The sequence below is a fragment of the Stenotrophomonas sp. STEN014 genome (assembly GCF_056760315.1).
In genome coordinates this window covers 223,611-240,721 of the sequence record NZ_JBRREN010000002.1, presented here as the reverse complement: position 1 = coordinate 240,721, position 17,111 = coordinate 223,611, and the positions used below count along the sequence as shown (strand labels likewise).

16 protein-coding genes are annotated in these 17,111 nt (G+C 68.1%); 8 read left to right on the top strand and 8 right to left on the bottom strand.

The genetic code is table 11. The features are described 5' to 3' along the window. Nucleotides 1-80: 80 nt before the first annotated feature. Together ACVOMC_RS03725 and grxC are read right to left on the bottom strand one after the other, a co-directional pair. Nucleotides 81-473: a carboxymuconolactone decarboxylase family protein gene (locus tag ACVOMC_RS03725; RefSeq protein ID WP_481522865.1), complete on the bottom strand. Its 393-nt coding sequence runs from the start codon at nt 471-473 to the stop codon at nt 81-83. Beyond that, entirely contained in the window at nt 470-766 is a 297-nt protein-coding gene (grxC, locus tag ACVOMC_RS03720; protein ID WP_054657137.1) for a glutaredoxin 3, read from the bottom strand. Before grxC ends, ACVOMC_RS03725 begins: the two co-directional genes overlap by 4 nt. A gap of 151 nt (nt 767-917) precedes the next feature. On the opposite strand from grxC, the gene ACVOMC_RS03715 reads away from it, so the two are divergent. From ACVOMC_RS03715 to lpxH, 8 genes are all read left to right on the top strand, one after another. Continuing rightward, nucleotides 918-2,570, top strand: a complete 1,653-nt coding sequence (locus ACVOMC_RS03715; protein WP_481522864.1) for a M48 family metalloprotease — start codon at nt 918-920, stop codon at nt 2,568-2,570. Between the two features lie 111 nt (nt 2,571-2,681). Continuing rightward, entirely contained in the window at nt 2,682-3,371 is a 690-nt protein-coding gene (gene phoB / locus ACVOMC_RS03710) for a phosphate regulon transcriptional regulator PhoB (RefSeq protein ID WP_054659077.1), read from the top strand. Nucleotides 3,372-3,433: 62 nt separating this feature from the next. Then, nucleotides 3,434-4,774, top strand: coding sequence for a phosphate regulon sensor histidine kinase PhoR (gene phoR / locus ACVOMC_RS03705; protein ID WP_054659075.1), 1,341 nt, complete (start codon nt 3,434-3,436; stop codon nt 4,772-4,774). Beyond that, nucleotides 4,771-6,858: a polyphosphate kinase 1 gene (gene ppk1 / locus ACVOMC_RS03700; RefSeq protein ID WP_481522863.1), complete on the top strand. Its 2,088-nt coding sequence runs from the start codon at nt 4,771-4,773 to the stop codon at nt 6,856-6,858. The genes phoR and ppk1 overlap by 4 nt, the downstream gene beginning before the upstream one ends. A gap of 74 nt (nt 6,859-6,932) precedes the next feature. Continuing rightward, on the top strand, nt 6,933-8,453 hold the full coding sequence (gene ppx, locus ACVOMC_RS03695; RefSeq protein ID WP_481523061.1) for an exopolyphosphatase: 1,521 nt from the start codon (nt 6,933-6,935) through the stop codon (nt 8,451-8,453). Between the two features lie 90 nt (nt 8,454-8,543). Next, nucleotides 8,544-9,674 carry a glycosyltransferase family 4 protein gene (locus ACVOMC_RS03690; protein WP_481522862.1) on the top strand — a complete coding sequence of 377 codons (1,131 nt, stop codon included), beginning with the start codon at nt 8,544-8,546 and terminating at the stop codon, nt 9,672-9,674. Then, on the top strand, nt 9,661-10,197 hold the full coding sequence (locus ACVOMC_RS03685) for a phosphatase PAP2 family protein (RefSeq protein ID WP_481522861.1): 537 nt from the start codon (nt 9,661-9,663) through the stop codon (nt 10,195-10,197). The genes ACVOMC_RS03690 and ACVOMC_RS03685 overlap by 14 nt, the downstream gene beginning before the upstream one ends. A gap of 21 nt (nt 10,198-10,218) precedes the next feature. Then, nucleotides 10,219-10,959: a UDP-2,3-diacylglucosamine diphosphatase gene (gene lpxH, locus ACVOMC_RS03680; RefSeq protein WP_481522860.1), complete on the top strand. Its 741-nt coding sequence runs from the start codon at nt 10,219-10,221 to the stop codon at nt 10,957-10,959. 58 nt (nt 10,960-11,017) lie between these two features. Here lpxH and ACVOMC_RS03675 read toward each other — a convergent pair whose 3' ends face one another. From ACVOMC_RS03675 to folC, 6 genes are all read right to left on the bottom strand, one after another. Then, complete coding sequence (locus ACVOMC_RS03675) at nt 11,018-11,467, bottom strand: COG3650 family protein (protein WP_481522859.1); 450 nt, start codon at nt 11,465-11,467, stop codon at nt 11,018-11,020. A 108-nt stretch (nt 11,468-11,575) separates the two neighbouring features. After that, a complete protein-coding gene (locus tag ACVOMC_RS03670) occupies nt 11,576-12,418 on the bottom strand; it encodes a ferritin-like domain-containing protein (RefSeq protein WP_481522858.1) in 843 nt (280 codons plus the stop codon). A 3-nt stretch (nt 12,419-12,421) separates the two neighbouring features. After that, complete coding sequence (gene purF, locus ACVOMC_RS03665) at nt 12,422-13,888, bottom strand: amidophosphoribosyltransferase (RefSeq protein WP_054659395.1); 1,467 nt, start codon at nt 13,886-13,888, stop codon at nt 12,422-12,424. A 29-nt stretch (nt 13,889-13,917) separates the two neighbouring features. Continuing rightward, nucleotides 13,918-14,682: a CvpA family protein gene (locus ACVOMC_RS03660; RefSeq protein WP_481522857.1), complete on the bottom strand. Its 765-nt coding sequence runs from the start codon at nt 14,680-14,682 to the stop codon at nt 13,918-13,920. A 64-nt stretch (nt 14,683-14,746) separates the two neighbouring features. Then, nucleotides 14,747-15,760 carry an SPOR domain-containing protein gene (locus ACVOMC_RS03655; protein ID WP_481522856.1) on the bottom strand — a complete coding sequence of 338 codons (1,014 nt, stop codon included), beginning with the start codon at nt 15,758-15,760 and terminating at the stop codon, nt 14,747-14,749. A 66-nt stretch (nt 15,761-15,826) separates the two neighbouring features. Further along, nucleotides 15,827-17,101: a bifunctional tetrahydrofolate synthase/dihydrofolate synthase gene (folC, locus tag ACVOMC_RS03650; RefSeq protein ID WP_481522855.1), complete on the bottom strand. Its 1,275-nt coding sequence runs from the start codon at nt 17,099-17,101 to the stop codon at nt 15,827-15,829. Nucleotides 17,102-17,111: the final 10 nt, after the last annotated feature.

Genomic DNA, 17,111 nt, shown 5'->3' with positions numbered 1-17,111 from the left:
ACCCGGCGCGATTGAAAAGGTTTCAACTGTCAATTATGCCCGATCCGCCCCTCCGCCCCCAACTGGACCAAGGTCTGGGTTCAGCCGTGGTCGTGCCCGGCCGGCGCCTGGGCCGCCCCGCTCTCGAGCTGGTCGAGGAAATCCACCGCCCGCCGCAGGTGCGGAATGACGATCGAGCCGCCCACCACCAGACCGACCGAGAAGGTCTCGAAGAACTCCTCGCGACTGACCCCGGCCTCCTTGCACTGGGCCACGTGGTAACTGATGCAGTCGTCGCAGCGCAGTACCAGCGAGGCGACCAGACCCAGCAGTTCCTTGGTCTTCACATCCAGCGCACCGGCCTGGTAGGTCTGGGTGTCCAGCGCGAAGAAGCGCCGCACCACCTGGTTGGGCTCGGCCAGGATGCGCTGGTTCATGCGCTGGCGGAATTCGGTGAATTCGGCCAGACGGTCCTTCTCGGCCCCGGCGCTCATGCGCCTTGCCCCGCCAGCAGCGGCTCGAGCTTGCCGGCACGATGCAGCGCCATCATGTCGTCGTAGCCACCGACGTGGACGTCGCCGACGAAGATCTGCGGCACGCTGGTGCGCCGGGTCAGCGCCATCATCTTCTCGCGCTCGGCCGGATCCAGGTCGATACGGACTTCGGTCCACGACTGGTTCCTGCTCTTCAGGAAGTTCTTGGCGGCCACGCAGTAAGGACACACGGCGGTGGAGTAGATGGTCACTGCAGGTGCGCCGGACACGGCGCCGGTGACGGGATTGCTCACAAGGAAACTCCTCGCTGGAAATGTTGTCCTTATATGGTAGCGGGCGCATGGATTTTCGATGCCACCGGCAGAACACTCTGGATTAACCTGCGCTTCACACCCCGCCGCCGCTTCCCCGTCATCCTCCGCCCAGCCCTACCGGAGTCACCGTTTGCGCCCGTTGCTGCTTGCCACCGCTTTGACCTTGGCCCTGGCCACCCCGCCCGGCGCGGCCCAGGACACGAAACTGCCGGACATCGGCTCATCGGCCGGCGAGCTGCTGACGCCCGCCCGTCAAGCTGAATACGGCGGCATGATGCTGCGCGAGCTGCGCAACTACGGCTACCTGCTGGACGACCCCCTGATCGACGACTGGCTGCAGGGGATGGGCACCGGGCTGGGTGCCAGCAGCGCGCAGCCGCGCCAGCCGTTCACGTTTTTCATGCTCAAGGACCGGCAGATCAACGCCTTCGCCACCCTGGGCGGCTACATCGGCGTGAACGCCGGGCTGGTGCTGACCGCCCAGCGCGAAGACGAGGTGGCCGCGGTGCTGTCCCATGAAATCGCCCACGTCACCCAGCAGCACGTGCTGCGCGGCGTGGAGCGCGCCCAGCGCGACCAGATCCCGATCCTGCTGGGCATGCTGGCGGCGGTGGTCGCCGCGCAACAGGCCGGGGGCAACTCCTCCGGCGACGCCACCCTGGCCGCGATCACCTCGGGCATGGGCCTGATGCAGCAGCGCCAGATCAATTTCACCCGCTCCAATGAAGCGGAGGCCGATCGCCTCGGCATCCGCACCCTGGCCCACAGCGGCTATGACGTGGACGCGATGGCCGGCTTCTTCGAGCGCATGTCCGCGGCCATGCGCGGCAACGAGGGCGGCTACAGCACCCCGGATTTCCTGCGCACCCATCCGGTCAACATCACCCGCATCAGCGAGGCCAAATCCCGCGCCGAGCAGATGAAAAAAGACACCGTGCTGCTCACCACGCAGACGCCCACCGGCGTGCGCCAGGAACGGGTGAATCCCACCCTGCCGGATATCCGCGACCCGCTCGGTGCCGGCGGCAATCCGCTGCTGCCGAGCTCCCTGCAGCTGTCGCTGCCGGCCAGCAGCGTGGCCCGCGGCGCGAGCGGCCAGTTCGACTGGGCCCGCGAACGGCTGCGGGTGCTCAGCGCGCCGACGCCGTCGGAGCTGGTCCGCGAATACGAGGATCTGCGCCGCAGCCAGAAGGACGGCCTGGATGATCCCCAGCGCTACGGTGTGGCCATCGCGCAACTGCGGGACGGCGGCAGCAACACCCGGCAGGCGCTGGAGTATCTGCAGCAGCTGCACGCCACCTACCCGGACAACCTGTGGATCAGCCTGGGCTTGGGCGAAGCCGAGTCGCGCAGCGGGAAGCGCACCGAGGCCAACCAGCGCTTCGATACGCTGCTGCAACGCCTGCCGCGCAACCGTGCGGTGGCGCTGACCTACGCCCAGGTACTCAACGAGCAAGGCGGCGCCGAGGCAGGCAAGCGCGCCCAGAGCATGCTGCGCCCGCTGCTGGCCCGCTCGGGCGATGACCCGGTGTTCCAGCGGCTGTTCGCCCGTGCCTGCGAACTGGCCGGAGACCCGGTGCGTGCCAGTGAGGCCTACGCCGAGGCCGCCTATCTGAATGGCCGCCCGGAACAGGCGCTGCTCCAGTTCGAGGCCCTGCTCAAACAGCCCGGACTGGATTACATCAGCCGCGCCCGCGTGAATGCGCGCATCGAGTCGATCATGCCCACGGTGCTGGAAATGCGCCGCCTGGGTGTGCGTGACCCGGACATGTCACGGAACTGAATCACGCCGCCGCGTACCGCCGCCGGAAGTCTCATCCGATGTCACAAACCGGTCATCAAACCGTAGTCTACTGGGCGCACTCCAGATTGATGGGCTCTACGGTAGGCAGACGTGCAGAAACGCATCCTGATAGTCGACGACGAACCCGCGATCCGTGACATGGTCGCTTTCGCCCTGCGCAAGGGCGAGTACGACCCGGTCCACGCCGGCGATGCGCTGGAAGCGCAGACCGCCATCGCCGACCGGGTCCCGGACATGATCCTGCTGGACTGGATGCTGCCCGGCACCAGCGGCCTGGAACTGGCCCGGCGCTGGCGCAAGGAGGCCCTCACCCGCGACGTGCCGATCATCATGCTCACCGCCCGCGGCGAGGAGAACGACCGCGTCGGTGGGCTGGAAGCCGGCGTGGACGACTATGTGGTCAAACCGTTCTCCGCACGCGAGCTGCTGGCCCGCATCCGTGCGGTGATGCGCCGCACCCGCGATGACGATGAGGACGGCAGCGTGGCCATTGGTCCGATCCGCATTGACGGCGCTGCCCACCGGGTGTTCGCCGGCGAGGCGCCGGTGCCGATCGGCCCGACCGAATACCGCCTGCTGCATTTCTTCATGACCCATCCCGAACGCGTCTACACCCGTTCGCAGCTGCTGGACCACGTCTGGGGCGGAAGTGTGTATGTGGAAGAACGCACCATCGATGTGCACATCCGCCGCCTGCGCAAGACGCTGGAGCCGTTCGGTGCGGAGAACATGGTGCAGACCGTGCGCGGTGCCGGCTATCGCTTCTCGGCCTCCATCTGAGCGGCTTGATGCTATAACCAGCAGTCATTTCGACGGATCCATCCGCACCACCCGAGAACGCAATGCCCCGCCAATTCCGATCCGCCTGGTTGAAGACGCTGGCCGCCGTGGCCGCGCTGTTGTTGCTGGCCGGATTGCTGGGCGCACTGGTCGGCCACGTCGGGCTGACCGTCGCGGCCGCCGCGCTGGGAATCCTGGCGTGGCACTACTGGCGCCTGCGGCAGGTGCTGCTGCGCCTGACCGCGCGCCAGCGCTGGGAAACCATCAACGGCAATGGCGTCTGGAACGAACTGGACCGCCTGCTGTACCGCAACCAGCAGGAGATGCGCGCGCGCAAGCGGCGCCTGCTGCAGATGCTGCGCAGCTACCGCGCCGCCGCTGCCGCGCTGCCCGATGCGGTGGTGGTGGTGGACCGCAACACCCAGCGTGTGCAGTGGTTCAACGAGGCGGCGACCACCCTGCTCGGCCTGCAGCATCCGCACGACATGGGCGCGGCGCTGGTCGAACGCCTGCAGCCGCTGCCGCTGGCGCACTGGCTGGCCGGTGGCCGCAACGCCGAGCCGATCCTGGATGCCAACTCGCCGGTGGATTCGGGCATCCGCCTGCACTTGCGGCTGATTCCCTATTCGGACCACCACTGGCTGCTGGTCGCCCGCGACGTCACCAAGCTGCTGCATCTGGAGCAGGTACGCCGCGATTTCGTCGCCAATGTCTCGCACGAGCTGCGCACGCCCTTGACCGTGGTACATGGCTATCTGGACATGATGGAGCCGGAGGATTTCCCCGGTACCGGCCCGATGCTGATGGAGATGCGCAAGCAGTCCCAGCGCATGGCGCAACTGGTGGAAGACCTGTTGACGCTGTCGCGGCTGGAATCGCAGCAGCACACCGAACTGGAAACCGTGGCGATGACGCCGATGCTGGTGTCGCTGCGGCGCGAAGCCGAGGCGCACAGCCAGGGACGCCATACCATCAGGATCGAAGACAACGCCGGGGTGGACCTGGCCGGCTCCAACAAGGAACTGCACAGCGCCTTCTCCAACCTGGTCACCAACGCGGTGCGCTACACCCCGGCTGGCGGTCGCATCACCCTGACCTTTGCCCGCGAGAACGGCGGTGCGGTGCTCGCCGTCACCGATACCGGCTATGGCATTCCGGCCAGCCACCTGCCCCGCCTGACCGAGCGCTTCTACCGCGTGTCGAGCAGCCGTTCGCGCGAAAGCGGCGGCACCGGACTGGGCCTGTCCATCGTCAAACACATCCTCGGCCTGCACCAGGCACGCCTGGAAATCCGCAGTGAAGTCGGCCAGGGCAGCACCTTTGCCTGCCACTTCGATGCTGAACACGTCCGCCCGCGACCGGCTCCGCTGTCGCCAGCTCTCACGGAAGATCCCCCGGCATGACTCCTCCCGTTTCGCCTCCGTCGCCCACGTTTGTCAGCACCGATCCGCTGCGCGATCCGGCGCTGTATATCAACCGGGAACTGTCGCAGCTGGATTTCAATTTCCGCGTGCTGGCCCAGGCCATGGACGCGCAGGTGCCGCTGCTGGAACGGCTGCGCTTTCTGTGCATCTCCTGCACCAACCTGGATGAATTCTTCGAGATCCGCGCCGCCGCGGTACGCCACGCGCAGGAGTTCGGTTTGCCCCCGGCACCGGACGGCCTGGGCCCGCAGGCCATCCTCGGCGCGATCCACGACCGCGCCGCCGAACTGGTCGAGCAGCAGTACCACTGCTGGAACGAGGTGCTGCGCCCGGCACTGGCCGAGGCCGGCGTGGGCATCCTGCACAACCGGACCTGGACGCCACGCCAGCGCCGCTGGCTGCGCGCCTATTTCCGCAACGAGATCATGCCGGTGCTCTCGCCGCTGGGACTGGACCCCTCGCACCCGTTTCCGAAGATCCTCAACAAGTCGCTGAACATCGTCGTGGTGCTCAAGGGCACCGATGCGTTCGGCCGCGCCGGCCACTTGGCGCTGGTACGTGCGCCGCGCTCGCTGCCACGCATCATCCAGCTGCCCGAATCGCTCGGCGGCCCGCAGAACTTCGTGCTGCTGTCGGCGGTGCTGTCGGCCTTCGTCGACGAGCTGTTCCCCGGCATGGATGTGCAGGGCGCCTACCAGTTCCGGGTCACCCGCAACTCCGAGCTGGTGGTGGACGAGGAGGAAGTGGAGAACCTGGCGCTGGCGCTGCGCGATGAACTGGCCGACCGTGGCTACCGGCCGGCGGTGCGGCTGGAGATCGCGCACGACTGCCCCAAGCCGATCATGCAGACCCTGCTGCAGAACTTCGGCCTGCCCGAAAACGCGGCCTACCGCATCGACGGCCCGGTCAACCTCAACCGGGTGATCCAGGTGTATGACCTGCTCACCCGGCCGGACCTGAAATACCCGCCGATGTCCCCGCGCGTGCTCAAGACCGCCGAGGGCATCTTCGAGAGCGTGGCCGGCAACGACATCCTGCTGCACCATCCGTTCGATTCGTTCAGCACCGTGCTGGACCTGATCCGCGAGGCTTCTGTGGATCCGAACGTGCTGGCGATCAAGCAGACGCTGTACCGCACCGGCAAGGATTCGGGGATTGTCGAGGCGCTGATCCAGGCCGCGCGCAACGGCAAGGACGTCACCGTGGTGGTCGAGCTGCGCGCGCGTTTCGATGAGGAGGCCAACCTCGGCCTAGCCGACCGCCTGCAGGACGCCGGCGTGCAGGTCGTCTACGGCGTGGTCGGTTACAAGACCCACGCCAAGATGCTGCTGATCGTGCGCCGCGAGGGCCGCAAACTGCGTCGCTACGTGCACCTGGGCACCGGCAATTACCACAGCGGCACGGCCCGCGCGTACACCGACCTGAGCCTGATCACCGCCAATGCCGACATCGGCAACGACGTGCACCTGCTGTTCCAGCAGCTGTCCGGGCTGGCGCCGAAGATGAAGCTCAAGTGCCTGCTGCAATCGCCCTTCACCCTGCATGCCGGGCTGATCAAGCGCATCGAGCGCGAGACCCGGCTGGCGCAGGAAGGCAAGCCGGCGCGCATCATCGCCAAGATGAACGCCCTCAACGAGGCCCAGGTGATCCGTGCGCTGTACGCCGCCTCGCAGGCCGGCGTGCAGATCGATCTGATCGTGCGCAGCGCCTGCACCCTGCGCCCCGGCGTCCCGGGTATTTCGGACAACATCCGCGTGCGCTCCATCGTCGGGCGTTTCCTGGAGCACAGCCGCGTGTACTGGTTCGGCAACAACGGCGCCCCGGAGCTGTTCTGCGCCAGCGCCGACTGGCTGGAACGCAACCTGCTGCGCCGCGTGGAAACCTGCTTCCCGATTCTCGATGCGGAGGTCGCCCGCCGCGTGTATCGCGAAACCCTGCAGAACTATCTGGATGACAACCTCAACGCCTGGGAACTGCAGGCCGACGGCCGTTACCGCAAGTGCGCGCCAGGCAACGGTGAACCGCCGCATTCGGCGCAGATGACGCTGCTGGCCGGCGTCTGAGCCGCCGGCCCGCAACGGCTGTCATCAACAGGTGACGGCCGCGCCCGGCCATCGGCTACCATTCCGCCATGCCACTGTCCTCCACGACTCCCCCGCCCCTGCAGGAAGGCGACCTGCTGGCCGCCATCGACCTGGGCTCCAACAGCTTCCACATGGTCATTGCCCGCTACCTGCTGGGGCAGCTGCGCGTGGTCGACCGCCTGCGCGAAACCGTGCGCATGGCCGATGGCCTGGACGGCAAAGGCGGGCTGTCACCGGAGGCCCGGCAGCGCGCGCTGGAATGCCTGGCCCGCTTCGGCCAGCGTATCCGCGACATCCCGCCGTTGCGGGTGCGCGCGCTGGCCACCAACACCGTGCGCAAGCTGCGCTCGCCGCTGGCGTTCCTGATGCCGGCTGAAACCGCGCTGGGCCACCCGATCGAAGTGGTCAGCGGCCGCGAGGAAGCACGCCTGATCTACCTGGGCGTGGCCCACGCGCAGCCACCGCACCCGGGCCAGCAGCGGCTGGTGATCGACATCGGCGGCGGCTCCACCGAATTCATCATCGGCCGCGGCTTCGAGACGATCGAACGTGAAAGCCTGCAGGCCGGCTGCATCGCCAGCACCCGCCGTTTCTTTCCCGGCGGCAAGCTGAGCAAGAAGCGCTGGAAGGACGCGCTGACCGAGATCGGCGCCGAGTTCCAGCCGTTTGCCGCCAAGTACAAGGTGCAGGGCTGGAACGAGGCGCTGGGTTCGTCCGGCACGCACAAGGCGATCAGCGACATGTGCGCGGCGATGAAGCTGAGCAAAGGGGCGATCACCGCCGAGGCGCTGCCGCTGCTGCGCGAGGAACTGCTGCGCGCCAAGCACATCGACGAGATCGACCTGCCCACGCTGTCCAACGAGCGCAGGCCGATCATCGCCGGTGGCATCCTCGTGCTGGAGGCGGCGTTCCAGGCGCTGGAACTGCAGAAACTGCAGGTCAGCAAGGCCGCGATGCGCGAAGGCATCCTCTACGACATTGTCGGCCGTGCCAGCGAGAACGACCTGCGCGATGAATCCGTCGCCGCGCTGATGCACCGCTACGGCATCGACAGCACGCAGGCGCAGCGCGTGGAGGCTACCGCGCAGCGTCTGTTCGAACAGGTCGCCCCCCTGTGGAATCTGGAAACCGATGATGCGCTGATGCTGGGCTGGGCCGCGCGCCTGCACGAGATCGGCCTGGCCATTGCCCACAGCGGTTATCACACCCATGGCAGCTACATCCTGGAGAACTCGGATATCGCCGGTTTCTCACGACAGGAACAGCAGCTGCTGGCGGCCCTGGTACGCACCCACCGCCGCAACGTGCCCAAATCCGCCTTCGAGGCCCTGCCCGACCGCCTGCTGATGCCGGCCCGGCGCCTGGCCGCGTTGCTGCGCCTGGCCGTGCTGCTGCACCGTGCCCACGAAGCCGATCCGATTCCGACCCTGGAACTGTCGGCAGACGGTGACAACCTGTCGCTGGTACTGGCCCAGGCCTATATCGATGCCCGTCCGTTGCTGCGTGCGGACCTGATCGGCGAGGTCGACGGCATGACCGGCCTGGGTATCAGCTTCAAGCCATTCATCGCCTGAGCACGGGCCGGCTGTCACAACGCCGGCATCTGCGCGACATCCTGCCGCCACACCCGCCCGGCATCCTCCGCTCAAACGCCGGAGGCCGCCATGCGCTTTGCCATCGTCACCGAGACCTATCCGCCGGAGGTCAACGGCGTCGCCCTGACGGTACAGGGGCTGGAACAGGGCCTGCGCGCACGGGGCCATGCGGTGGAGGTGATCCGCCCGCGCCAGGGTGTGCATCCGGCCGCCACGCATGAACTTCTGGTGCATAGTGCGCCGCTGCCCCGCTATCCCGGCCTGCGCCTTGGCCTGCCCGCGCCGCGGCGGCTGGCCCGGCAGTGGCAGTGCCACCGCCCCGATGCGGTCTACATCGCCACCGAAGGCCCGCTGGGCTGGTCGGCGCTGCGCACCGCGCGGCGGCTCGGCATTCCGGTGGCCTCCGGGCTGCACACCCGCTTCGATGAATACCTGGCCGACTACGGCGCCCCCTGGCTGCGGGGCACCGCACTGGCATGGATGCGGCGCTTCCACAACCAGTGCCAGGCCACCCTGGTCCCCACCCGCGAACTGCAGCAGTTCCTGCAGCACAAGGGCTTCGTCCGCGCCCGCCTGCTGGCCCGCGCGGTGGATGGCCGCCAGTTCGATCCGTGCCAACGCGATCCCGCGCTGCGCGCCGACTGGGGCATCGAAGGCGAGGGGTTCGTGGCGATCCACGTCGGCCGGATCGCCGCCGAAAAGAACATCGGGCTGGCGGTCAAGGCGTTCCGCCGGATCCAGCAGGTCCGGCCGCGGGCGCGGTTCGTCTGGGTGGGCGATGGCCCGCTGCGCGAGCGGCTGGCGTATGAAAACCCGGACTTCATCTTCTGTGGCATCCAGCGCGGCCAGGCGCTGGCCCGGCACTTTGCCAGCGGTGACCTGTTCCTGTTCCCCAGCCGCAGCGAAACCTTCGGCAATGTGACCCTGGAGGCCATGGCCAGCGGCGTGGCGACGGTGGCTTTCAACTACGGCGCCGCAGGCGAGCATCTGCAAAACGGTCACAGCGGGGTGGCGGTGGACAACGAGCAGACCTTCATCGCCGCCGCCGTGCAGCTGGCCGGCGATGACGAGATGCGTGCCACGCTCGGCGCCAACGCCCGCCGCGCGATGCAGCGGCTGCATCCGGAACAGGTCGTGGCCCAGTTCGAGGCGCTGCTGCAGGAGCTGGCCGCGCAAAGGCACACCGATGCAGCCGCCTGAGGGCATCCTCGCCCGCGAGGCCCGCTGGTGCCGGCGGGCGAACCGCTACGGCCGCCGACGCGGTATCCGCACGCTGTTCTCGGTGCTGAGCCGGCTCGGTGACGGGGTGTTCTGGTATGTGCTGATGGTCGCGCTGGTGCTGGCCGACGGACTGGACGGGCTGCGCGCCGCCCTCCATATGGCGCTCACCGGTGCAGCAGCGCTGGCGCTGTACAAAGGGCTCAAGCGCTGGACCCGGCGCCCGCGTCCGTTCGCCGCCGACCTGCGCATCCGCGCCTGGATAGCGCCCCTGGACGAATACAGCTTTCCGTCCGGACACACACTGCATGCCGTGGCATTCACTTGGGTGGCGCTGACCTACTACCCGCAGCTGGCGCCGCTGCTGCTGCCGTTCTGCGCCGGCGTGGCGCTCTCGCGCGTGGTGCTGGGGCTGCATTATCCCAGCGACGTACTGGCCGCCACCGGCATCGGCCTGGGGCTCGGCGGCCTCTCCGTGCACCTCGCCCCCATGTCCGCCGGGTGAACAGCCCCTACAATGCGGAGCATGACGACACTGTTCATCTCCGACCTGCACCTGGACCCGAGCCGTCCGGCCATCACCGAGCTGTTCCTTGATTTCCTGCGTGACCAGGCGCGCCATGCCGAGGCGCTGTACATCCTCGGCGACCTGTTCGAAGCCTGGATCGGCGATGACACGCCCTCCAGCGCGGCCGATGCGGTGGCTACCGCCCTGCGCGCACTCCACGACGCCGGTATCCCGGTGTACTTCATCCGCGGCAACCGCGATTTCCTGCTCGGCAACGACTATGCCGCCCGTGCCGGCATGCGCATCCTGCCCGACCCGGCGGTGATCGAGCTGTACGGCAAACCGGTGCTGCTGCAGCACGGCGACCTGCTATGTACCGATGACACCGCCTACCAGGCCTTCCGCACACAGACCCGCGACCCGGCCTTCCAGGCCCAGTTCCTGTCGCAGCCATTGCAAGCCCGCATCGCCTTCGCCCAGCAGGCGCGGGCGGCCAGCCAGGCCCACCAGTCGGAAATGAAGGAAGGCGACCGCGCCCAGTTCGAAACCGTCACCGACGTGGCCCCGGCCGAAGTCGTTGCGACGTTCCAGCGCTACGGGGTGGACACCATGATCCACGGCCACACCCACCGCCCGGCGATCCATGCGCTGAAGGTGGGCGGACGCGATTGCACCCGCATCGTGCTGGGCGACTGGTACGAACAGGGCTCGGTACTGCGCGTGGAGGCCGATGGCTTCACGCTGGATGCGCTGGGCTAGACCTAAGCGCCACCTGGCCCAACAACGGAACGGCAGCCTCGCGGCTGCCGTTGCTGTTTCAGGGTGCGGGCACCGGCACCGCCGGATCTCGGGCGCAGCCTTTGAGGGTTTCCGCACCCAGCACAAACTCCGCCGTGTAGGGATGGGGCAGATCGGACATGCCATCCGAACAGGTCGCACGTTCGATGGTCAGGCGGAATGCGTCCTGCCCTTCACCGCCCTGCACCCGCAGGCGGCCGTCGCGCACCTCACGCGTCCCCTCGAAATGACGGGGGCTCTGCTGGGTGTCCGGGGTGGTGTAGTCCAGCGCCGCACCCTCCACGCGTACGCCCCAGAACGGCTCGGTACCGGAGGCCTGCAGAACGGCCGGATAGTCATCGGCAGCAGCCGCCGCGGTGATCGCGGAAGACGACGCGGAGGGCGCAGCGGCGACCGGTTCGGGCGCCTGCCGGGCACAGCCCAGCAGAGCCAGCATCGGCACGACCAGCCAGAGAGGCGAATGCTTCATTTCAGATCCTTTCGGGGCAATGACAAGCCTCAACCCTACAGTCCCGCCACCTGTTGCGGTACCCGCGACGGACAGCACCGGACATTGAAAGCCGGCGCTGCGGCTGGCTCAGCCCGCCTGCTCCACCAGATCGGCCAGTTCCTCGTCATCGAAGCCGGCCAGCAGCCGCGCCTCCAGATTGAACGGCCCGCGCAGATAGCCGTGGGCGTATTCGCCCAGCAGCTGCTTGAAGCGTTCGCGCGGCTCGACGCCTTCGCGTTCGCAGTACCAGCGGTACCAGCGCGAACCGGCGGCGACGTGCGCCACTTCCTCGCGCAGGATCACCCCCAGCACATCGGCGGTGGCGTCATCGCCCAGCGAGCGTAGTTTGCCGATCATCGCAGGGGTGACATCCAGCCCGCGCGCTTCCAGTACCCGCGGCACCAGCGCCATGCGCGCCAGCCCGTCATGCGCGGTCTTCTCGCACATCTCCCACAGGCCGTTGTGCGCGGGGAAATCGGCGTAGTCGTGGCCGTGCGCCCGCAGCCGCTCGCGCAACAGCACAAAGTGGCGCGATTCATCGTCCGCGCAACTGACCCAGTCCGCATAGAAACTGCCCGGCAGGCCACGGAAGCGGTACACCGCGTCCCAGGCCAGATCGATCGCGTTGAGTTCGATATGGGCGATGGCGTGGATGAAGGCCGCGCGTCCCTCCGGCGAACCCAGCCCGCGTCGCGGCACGTCGCGCGGATGCACCAGCACCAGCTGCGGTGGCCGCCCCGGCATGCGGATCGGCTGCGGATCGGACGCCTGTGCCGGCAGCTTCAGTCCCCCGGTACGGAACCGCGCGGCGAAATGCTGGGTCAGCGCCACCTTGCGCAGCGGGTCGGCCTCGACCAGGCACAGTTGCGCGGCCTGCAGCAGATCATCGACCGCAGGCATGCCGTCGGCGGCGGCACAACCGGTGTGCATGGATCAGGCGCGGCGCTGGTTCTTGGCTTCGTCCGAACGCAACTGCTGGATGCGTTCGAAGTAGCCCGACTCGATGCCGGTGACGTACTCGCCATTGAAGCAGGACGAATCGAAGGCCTTCAGCTCCGGGTTGCCCTCGCGCACGGCCGCTTCCAGGTCTTCCAGATCCTGGTAGATCAGCCAGTCGCAGCCCAAGTGCTTTTCGATGTCCTCGATGCTGCGCTCGTGGGCGATCAGCTCTTCGGCGGCCGGCATGTCGATGCCGTAGATGTTCGGGTAACGCACCGGCGGTGCGGCGCTGGCCAGGTAGACCTTGCGCGCGCCGGCGTCACGCGCCATCTGCACGATCTGCTGGCTGGTGGTGCCACGCACGATCGAGTCGTCCACCAGCAGCACCACCCGGTTGCGGAACTCCAGATGGATCGGATTGAGCTTGCGGCGCACGGATTTCACCCGCTCGCCCTGCCCCGGCATGATGAAGGTGCGGCCGACATACCGGTTCTTGACGAAGCCTTCGCGGTACTTCACGCCCAGCACGTTGGACATTTCCAGGGCGGCGTCACGCGAGGTGTCGGGAATCGGGATGATGGTGTCGATGTCATGGTCCGGACGCAGGCGCAGGATCTTCTCGCCCAGCTTCTGGCCCATGCGCATGCGCGCCTTGTGCACGGAGACGTTGTCGATCATCGAATCCGGGCGCGCGAAGTACACGTACTCGAAAATGCACGGCGTCTGCTGCGTGGTGGTGGCGCAGACCTCGGAAAACAGCTCGCCGCGCTCGGTGATCACCACCGCTTCGCCCGGCGCGACATCGCGCACGCGCTCGAAGCCCAGCACATCCAGCGCCACCGACTCGGAAGCGACGATGTACTCGTCACCTTCGGCATGGCTGCGCTTGCCCAGCACCAGCGGACGGATCCCGTGCGGATCTCGGAACGCCACCAGCCCCAGGCCCAGCACCACACTGACCACGGCATAGCCGCCCTTGCAGCGACGGTGCACACCGGCCACCGCGCGGATCGCCGCTTCCGGGGTCAGCATGCGCTGCGCGTCCAGCTCATAGGCGAACACGTTCAGCAGCACTTCGCTGTCCGAATCGGTGTTGATGTTGCGGCGATCAGCCTCGAACACCTGCTTGCGCAGCGCTTCGGTGTTGATCAGGTTGCCGTTGTGCGCCAGCGCGATGCCGTAGGGCGAATTGACGTAGAACGGCTGCGCCTCGTCGGTGCCCTCCGAACCGGCGGTGGGATAGCGCACGTGGGCGATGCCGATGCGCCCCTTCAGCACCTGCATGCGGCGCTCGTCGAACACGTCGCGCACCAGGCCATTGGCCTTCTCCACGCGCAGACGGGTGCCATCGACCGTGGCGATACCGGCCGCATCCTGGCCACGATGCTGGAGGACGGTCAGACCGTCATAGAGCTGCCCGGCGACGTTCTGGTTGCCGACGATTCCGACGATGCCACACATGTTGCGCGATCTCCGCTGGGCGATGCCCGTTAACGTGAAGGTGGCCGTACCTGGCCGGGGGACTCGACCCGTGCCGGATCGGGGTGACCCGGGCGCACCTGCGCCGGATCGATATTGGAAGGCAACGCCTTCGCCGGGTCCTGGTCGTCTGCATCCGCGGCCTGGCCAGTGGCACCTGTCAGCGCCCTGGACACAACCTGCGACAGCACGCCGCCCTTCATCATCTCGTTCAGGGCCGCATTATCGCCTGCGATGGGCAACTTGCCCACGTCCAATCGCGCATCCTTGCCCGGCTCCGGCGCAGACAGTCCGCCCACGTCCACCTCCGGCATCTGGAAGTCCGGCAATTGCGCACGCATCCAGCCGGTAGCCGGGAGCAGCAACGGCAACACCAGGGATTGCTGCCACGCGGCTTCGCGCGGCATCGGCGTGAAGCCCATCAGCAGGATCAGGAGGCAGCTGAAAAAGGCGCCGCGCAGCGCGCCCAGCGCAAATCCCAGCGCACGGTCGGTACCGGTCAGCCGGGTCGCCTGGACGAGGCTGCGCACCGCCATGCCCAGCAGCGCCACCAGCACCATCGCGCCGATGAACACCAGCACATAGCCGCCGAGGTAATTGGTCATCGAGGGCTGCGCGCCTTCGGCCAGCCAGTGCGCGGCGCGATCGCCGAACTGGAAGGCCGCCCAGCCGGCCAGCAGCCACGAAACGGTGCCGACCACGATGCCGACGAAACCTTTCATCAGGCCCAGCAGGGCCGACACCCCGATCACCGCCAGCAGCAGCAGGTCGATCATGCGCCACCTGCGGCGCGTGGCCGGGCCGGCAAGCGGGCGACGGGAGCGCTCAGGTCAACGCGCATCAGGGATGCGGTCGGACCATGCCGGCGATACCCACTTTGGCGGCGACCTGTGCCTTGAGCTGCTCGGCATCGGCGCGGCTGGCCACCGGGCCGACCCGCACGCGGTTCAACACGCCGTTGTCGGTGCGCACCTGCTCGACGAAGGCGCTGAAACCGGCCGCCCGCACCTTGTCGCGCAGCGCATTGGCATCGGCAGCCTGGCCGAACGCGCCCAGCTGCACGGCGAACCCGACCGAACTGGCCGCCGGAACCGTCGGCTTGGGCGCTGCTGCCGGAGCAGGCGTGACGGCAACCGGTTTGGCCGGTGCGGGTTTGGGCGCTTCCGGCTTCGGCGCCGGTTTGGATTCGGGTTTGGGCGCGGCGGCAACCGGCTTGGCCGGTTCGGGCGGCAAGGTCTCGGTCCGCACCGGTGCCGGCGGCGGGGCGGCGGCCGGGGTACTGGCCACCGCCTCGGGCGCCGCGGCCGGCGTGGCGGCATCGGCATTGAGCACGACCACCTGCGCGTTCACGTCGTTGCGCACCTTGCCCGCTTCCAGACGCACCAGCTCGGCCTGCGCGCGATCGGCATACGGACCGATGCGCACGCGCCAGGCCTGGCGGCCGTTGATGGTGTCGGCCTGGCGGAAGCCCGGCAGATTGGATTTCTTCAGGTGGGCGATGACCGCATCGGCATCGGCCTCGGTGGCGTAGGCGCCAAAGTTCACCGCGTAGTTGCCCGCCGCCGTTGCCGGCGGCAGCTCGGCACCCGGCTGCCCGGTGGACGGCGCGGCGGCGGCCGTTTCCGGCTGCGCGGCGGGCATACCCAGTGCGCCACCGGGCGGCGCACTCGGCGTCACCAGCGGCAGCTCACGGGTTTCGAACTGGCCCTCGGACGGCGCGATCGGCGCCTTCAGCGGCACGTCCTGCACACCACTGTCCGGCGCCGGCCCTTTGACCAGCATCGGCAGGAAAATCACGGCCAACGCCACCAGAACGATGGCACCAATCAGTCGCTGTTTCAGAGGAGTTTCCACAGATGGCGTACAAGCGGCGCGGCGGAATGCCGTGGCGATTATAGGCGGGACGCCCGGCTCACCGCTTCAACCGGCTGAACGGAGCAGCGGCAGGACCTCGGCCACGGTATGGAACGAGCCAAACACCAGTACCCGGTCTCCCGCCTGCGCCTGCGCCAGCGCGGCTTCCAGCGCCCGGCCGACGTCATCGGCCAGCACCGCGGTGGCGGCCTCGGTCTGGAGCAGCCGGTCCCGCAATTGCAGCGCGCTCTGGCCACGCGCAGCGTCGAGCCCGGCCAGGAACCAGCCGGCCACCTGACCCTGCAGCGCGGCGACCACGGCCGGCGCATCCTTGTCGGCCAGCGCTGCATACACCGCCAGCGTGCGACCGGCAGCGGGCTCGGCCTTGAGCGCGGCCGCCAGCGCCGTGGCGGCCTGCGGGTTGTGGCCAACATCGACCAGCACTTCGACCCCCTCGCGCATGAAACGCTGCAGGCGCCCGGGCACCTGCGCGGCGGCCACGCCCTGCGCCCATGCAGCCAGCGGCACCTCCCGGTCCAGCGCGCGCAGCGCGGCGATGGCGGTGGCGGCGTTGTTGCGCTGGATCGGCGCCCACAACGCCGGCTGCGGCAGCTCGACCTGGAAAGACACATCGCGCCAGCGCCAGCATTGCGCATCCACCGCCTCGGCGAAGAAATCACTGCCGAAACGGATCGCGTTGGCGCCCAGCACATAGGCGCGGCGCAGCACGCTGGAGGGCGGGTCGATCTCGCCCAGGATCACCGGCTTCCAGCCGCGGATGATGCCGGCCTTCTCCACACCGATGGTTTCGCGGTCGTTGCCCAGCCAATCGGAGTGGTCGATGTCCACCGTGGTGATCACCGCCACGTCGGCGTCGATCAGGTTGACCGCATCCAGCCGGCCACCGAGTCCGACCTCGAGCACCGCCAGATCCAGCCCCGCCTGCGCGAACACCCACAGCGCGCACAGCGTGCCGTACTCGAAATAGGTCAGCGGGGTATCGCCGCGCGCGTCTTCCACGGCGTTGAAGCCGGCCACCAGCGTGGCGTCGTCCACGTCCTGGCCGTCGATGCGTACCCGCTCGTTGTAGTGCAGCAGGTGTGGCGAGGTGTAGGCGCCCACCCGCCAGCCGGCGGCACGGGCGATGGACTCGATGAACGCCACCGTCGAGCCTTTGCCGTTGGTACCGCCGACCACGATGCTGCGTTCGGCCGGTTGACCGGGCGGCATACGCTGGGCGACCTCGCGCACGCGCTCCAGGCCCATCGCGATGTTCTGCGGATGCTGCTGTTCGATATGGGCGAGCCACTGCTCGAGCGTGGCGGGACGGACGGAAGACATGCTGACGTTT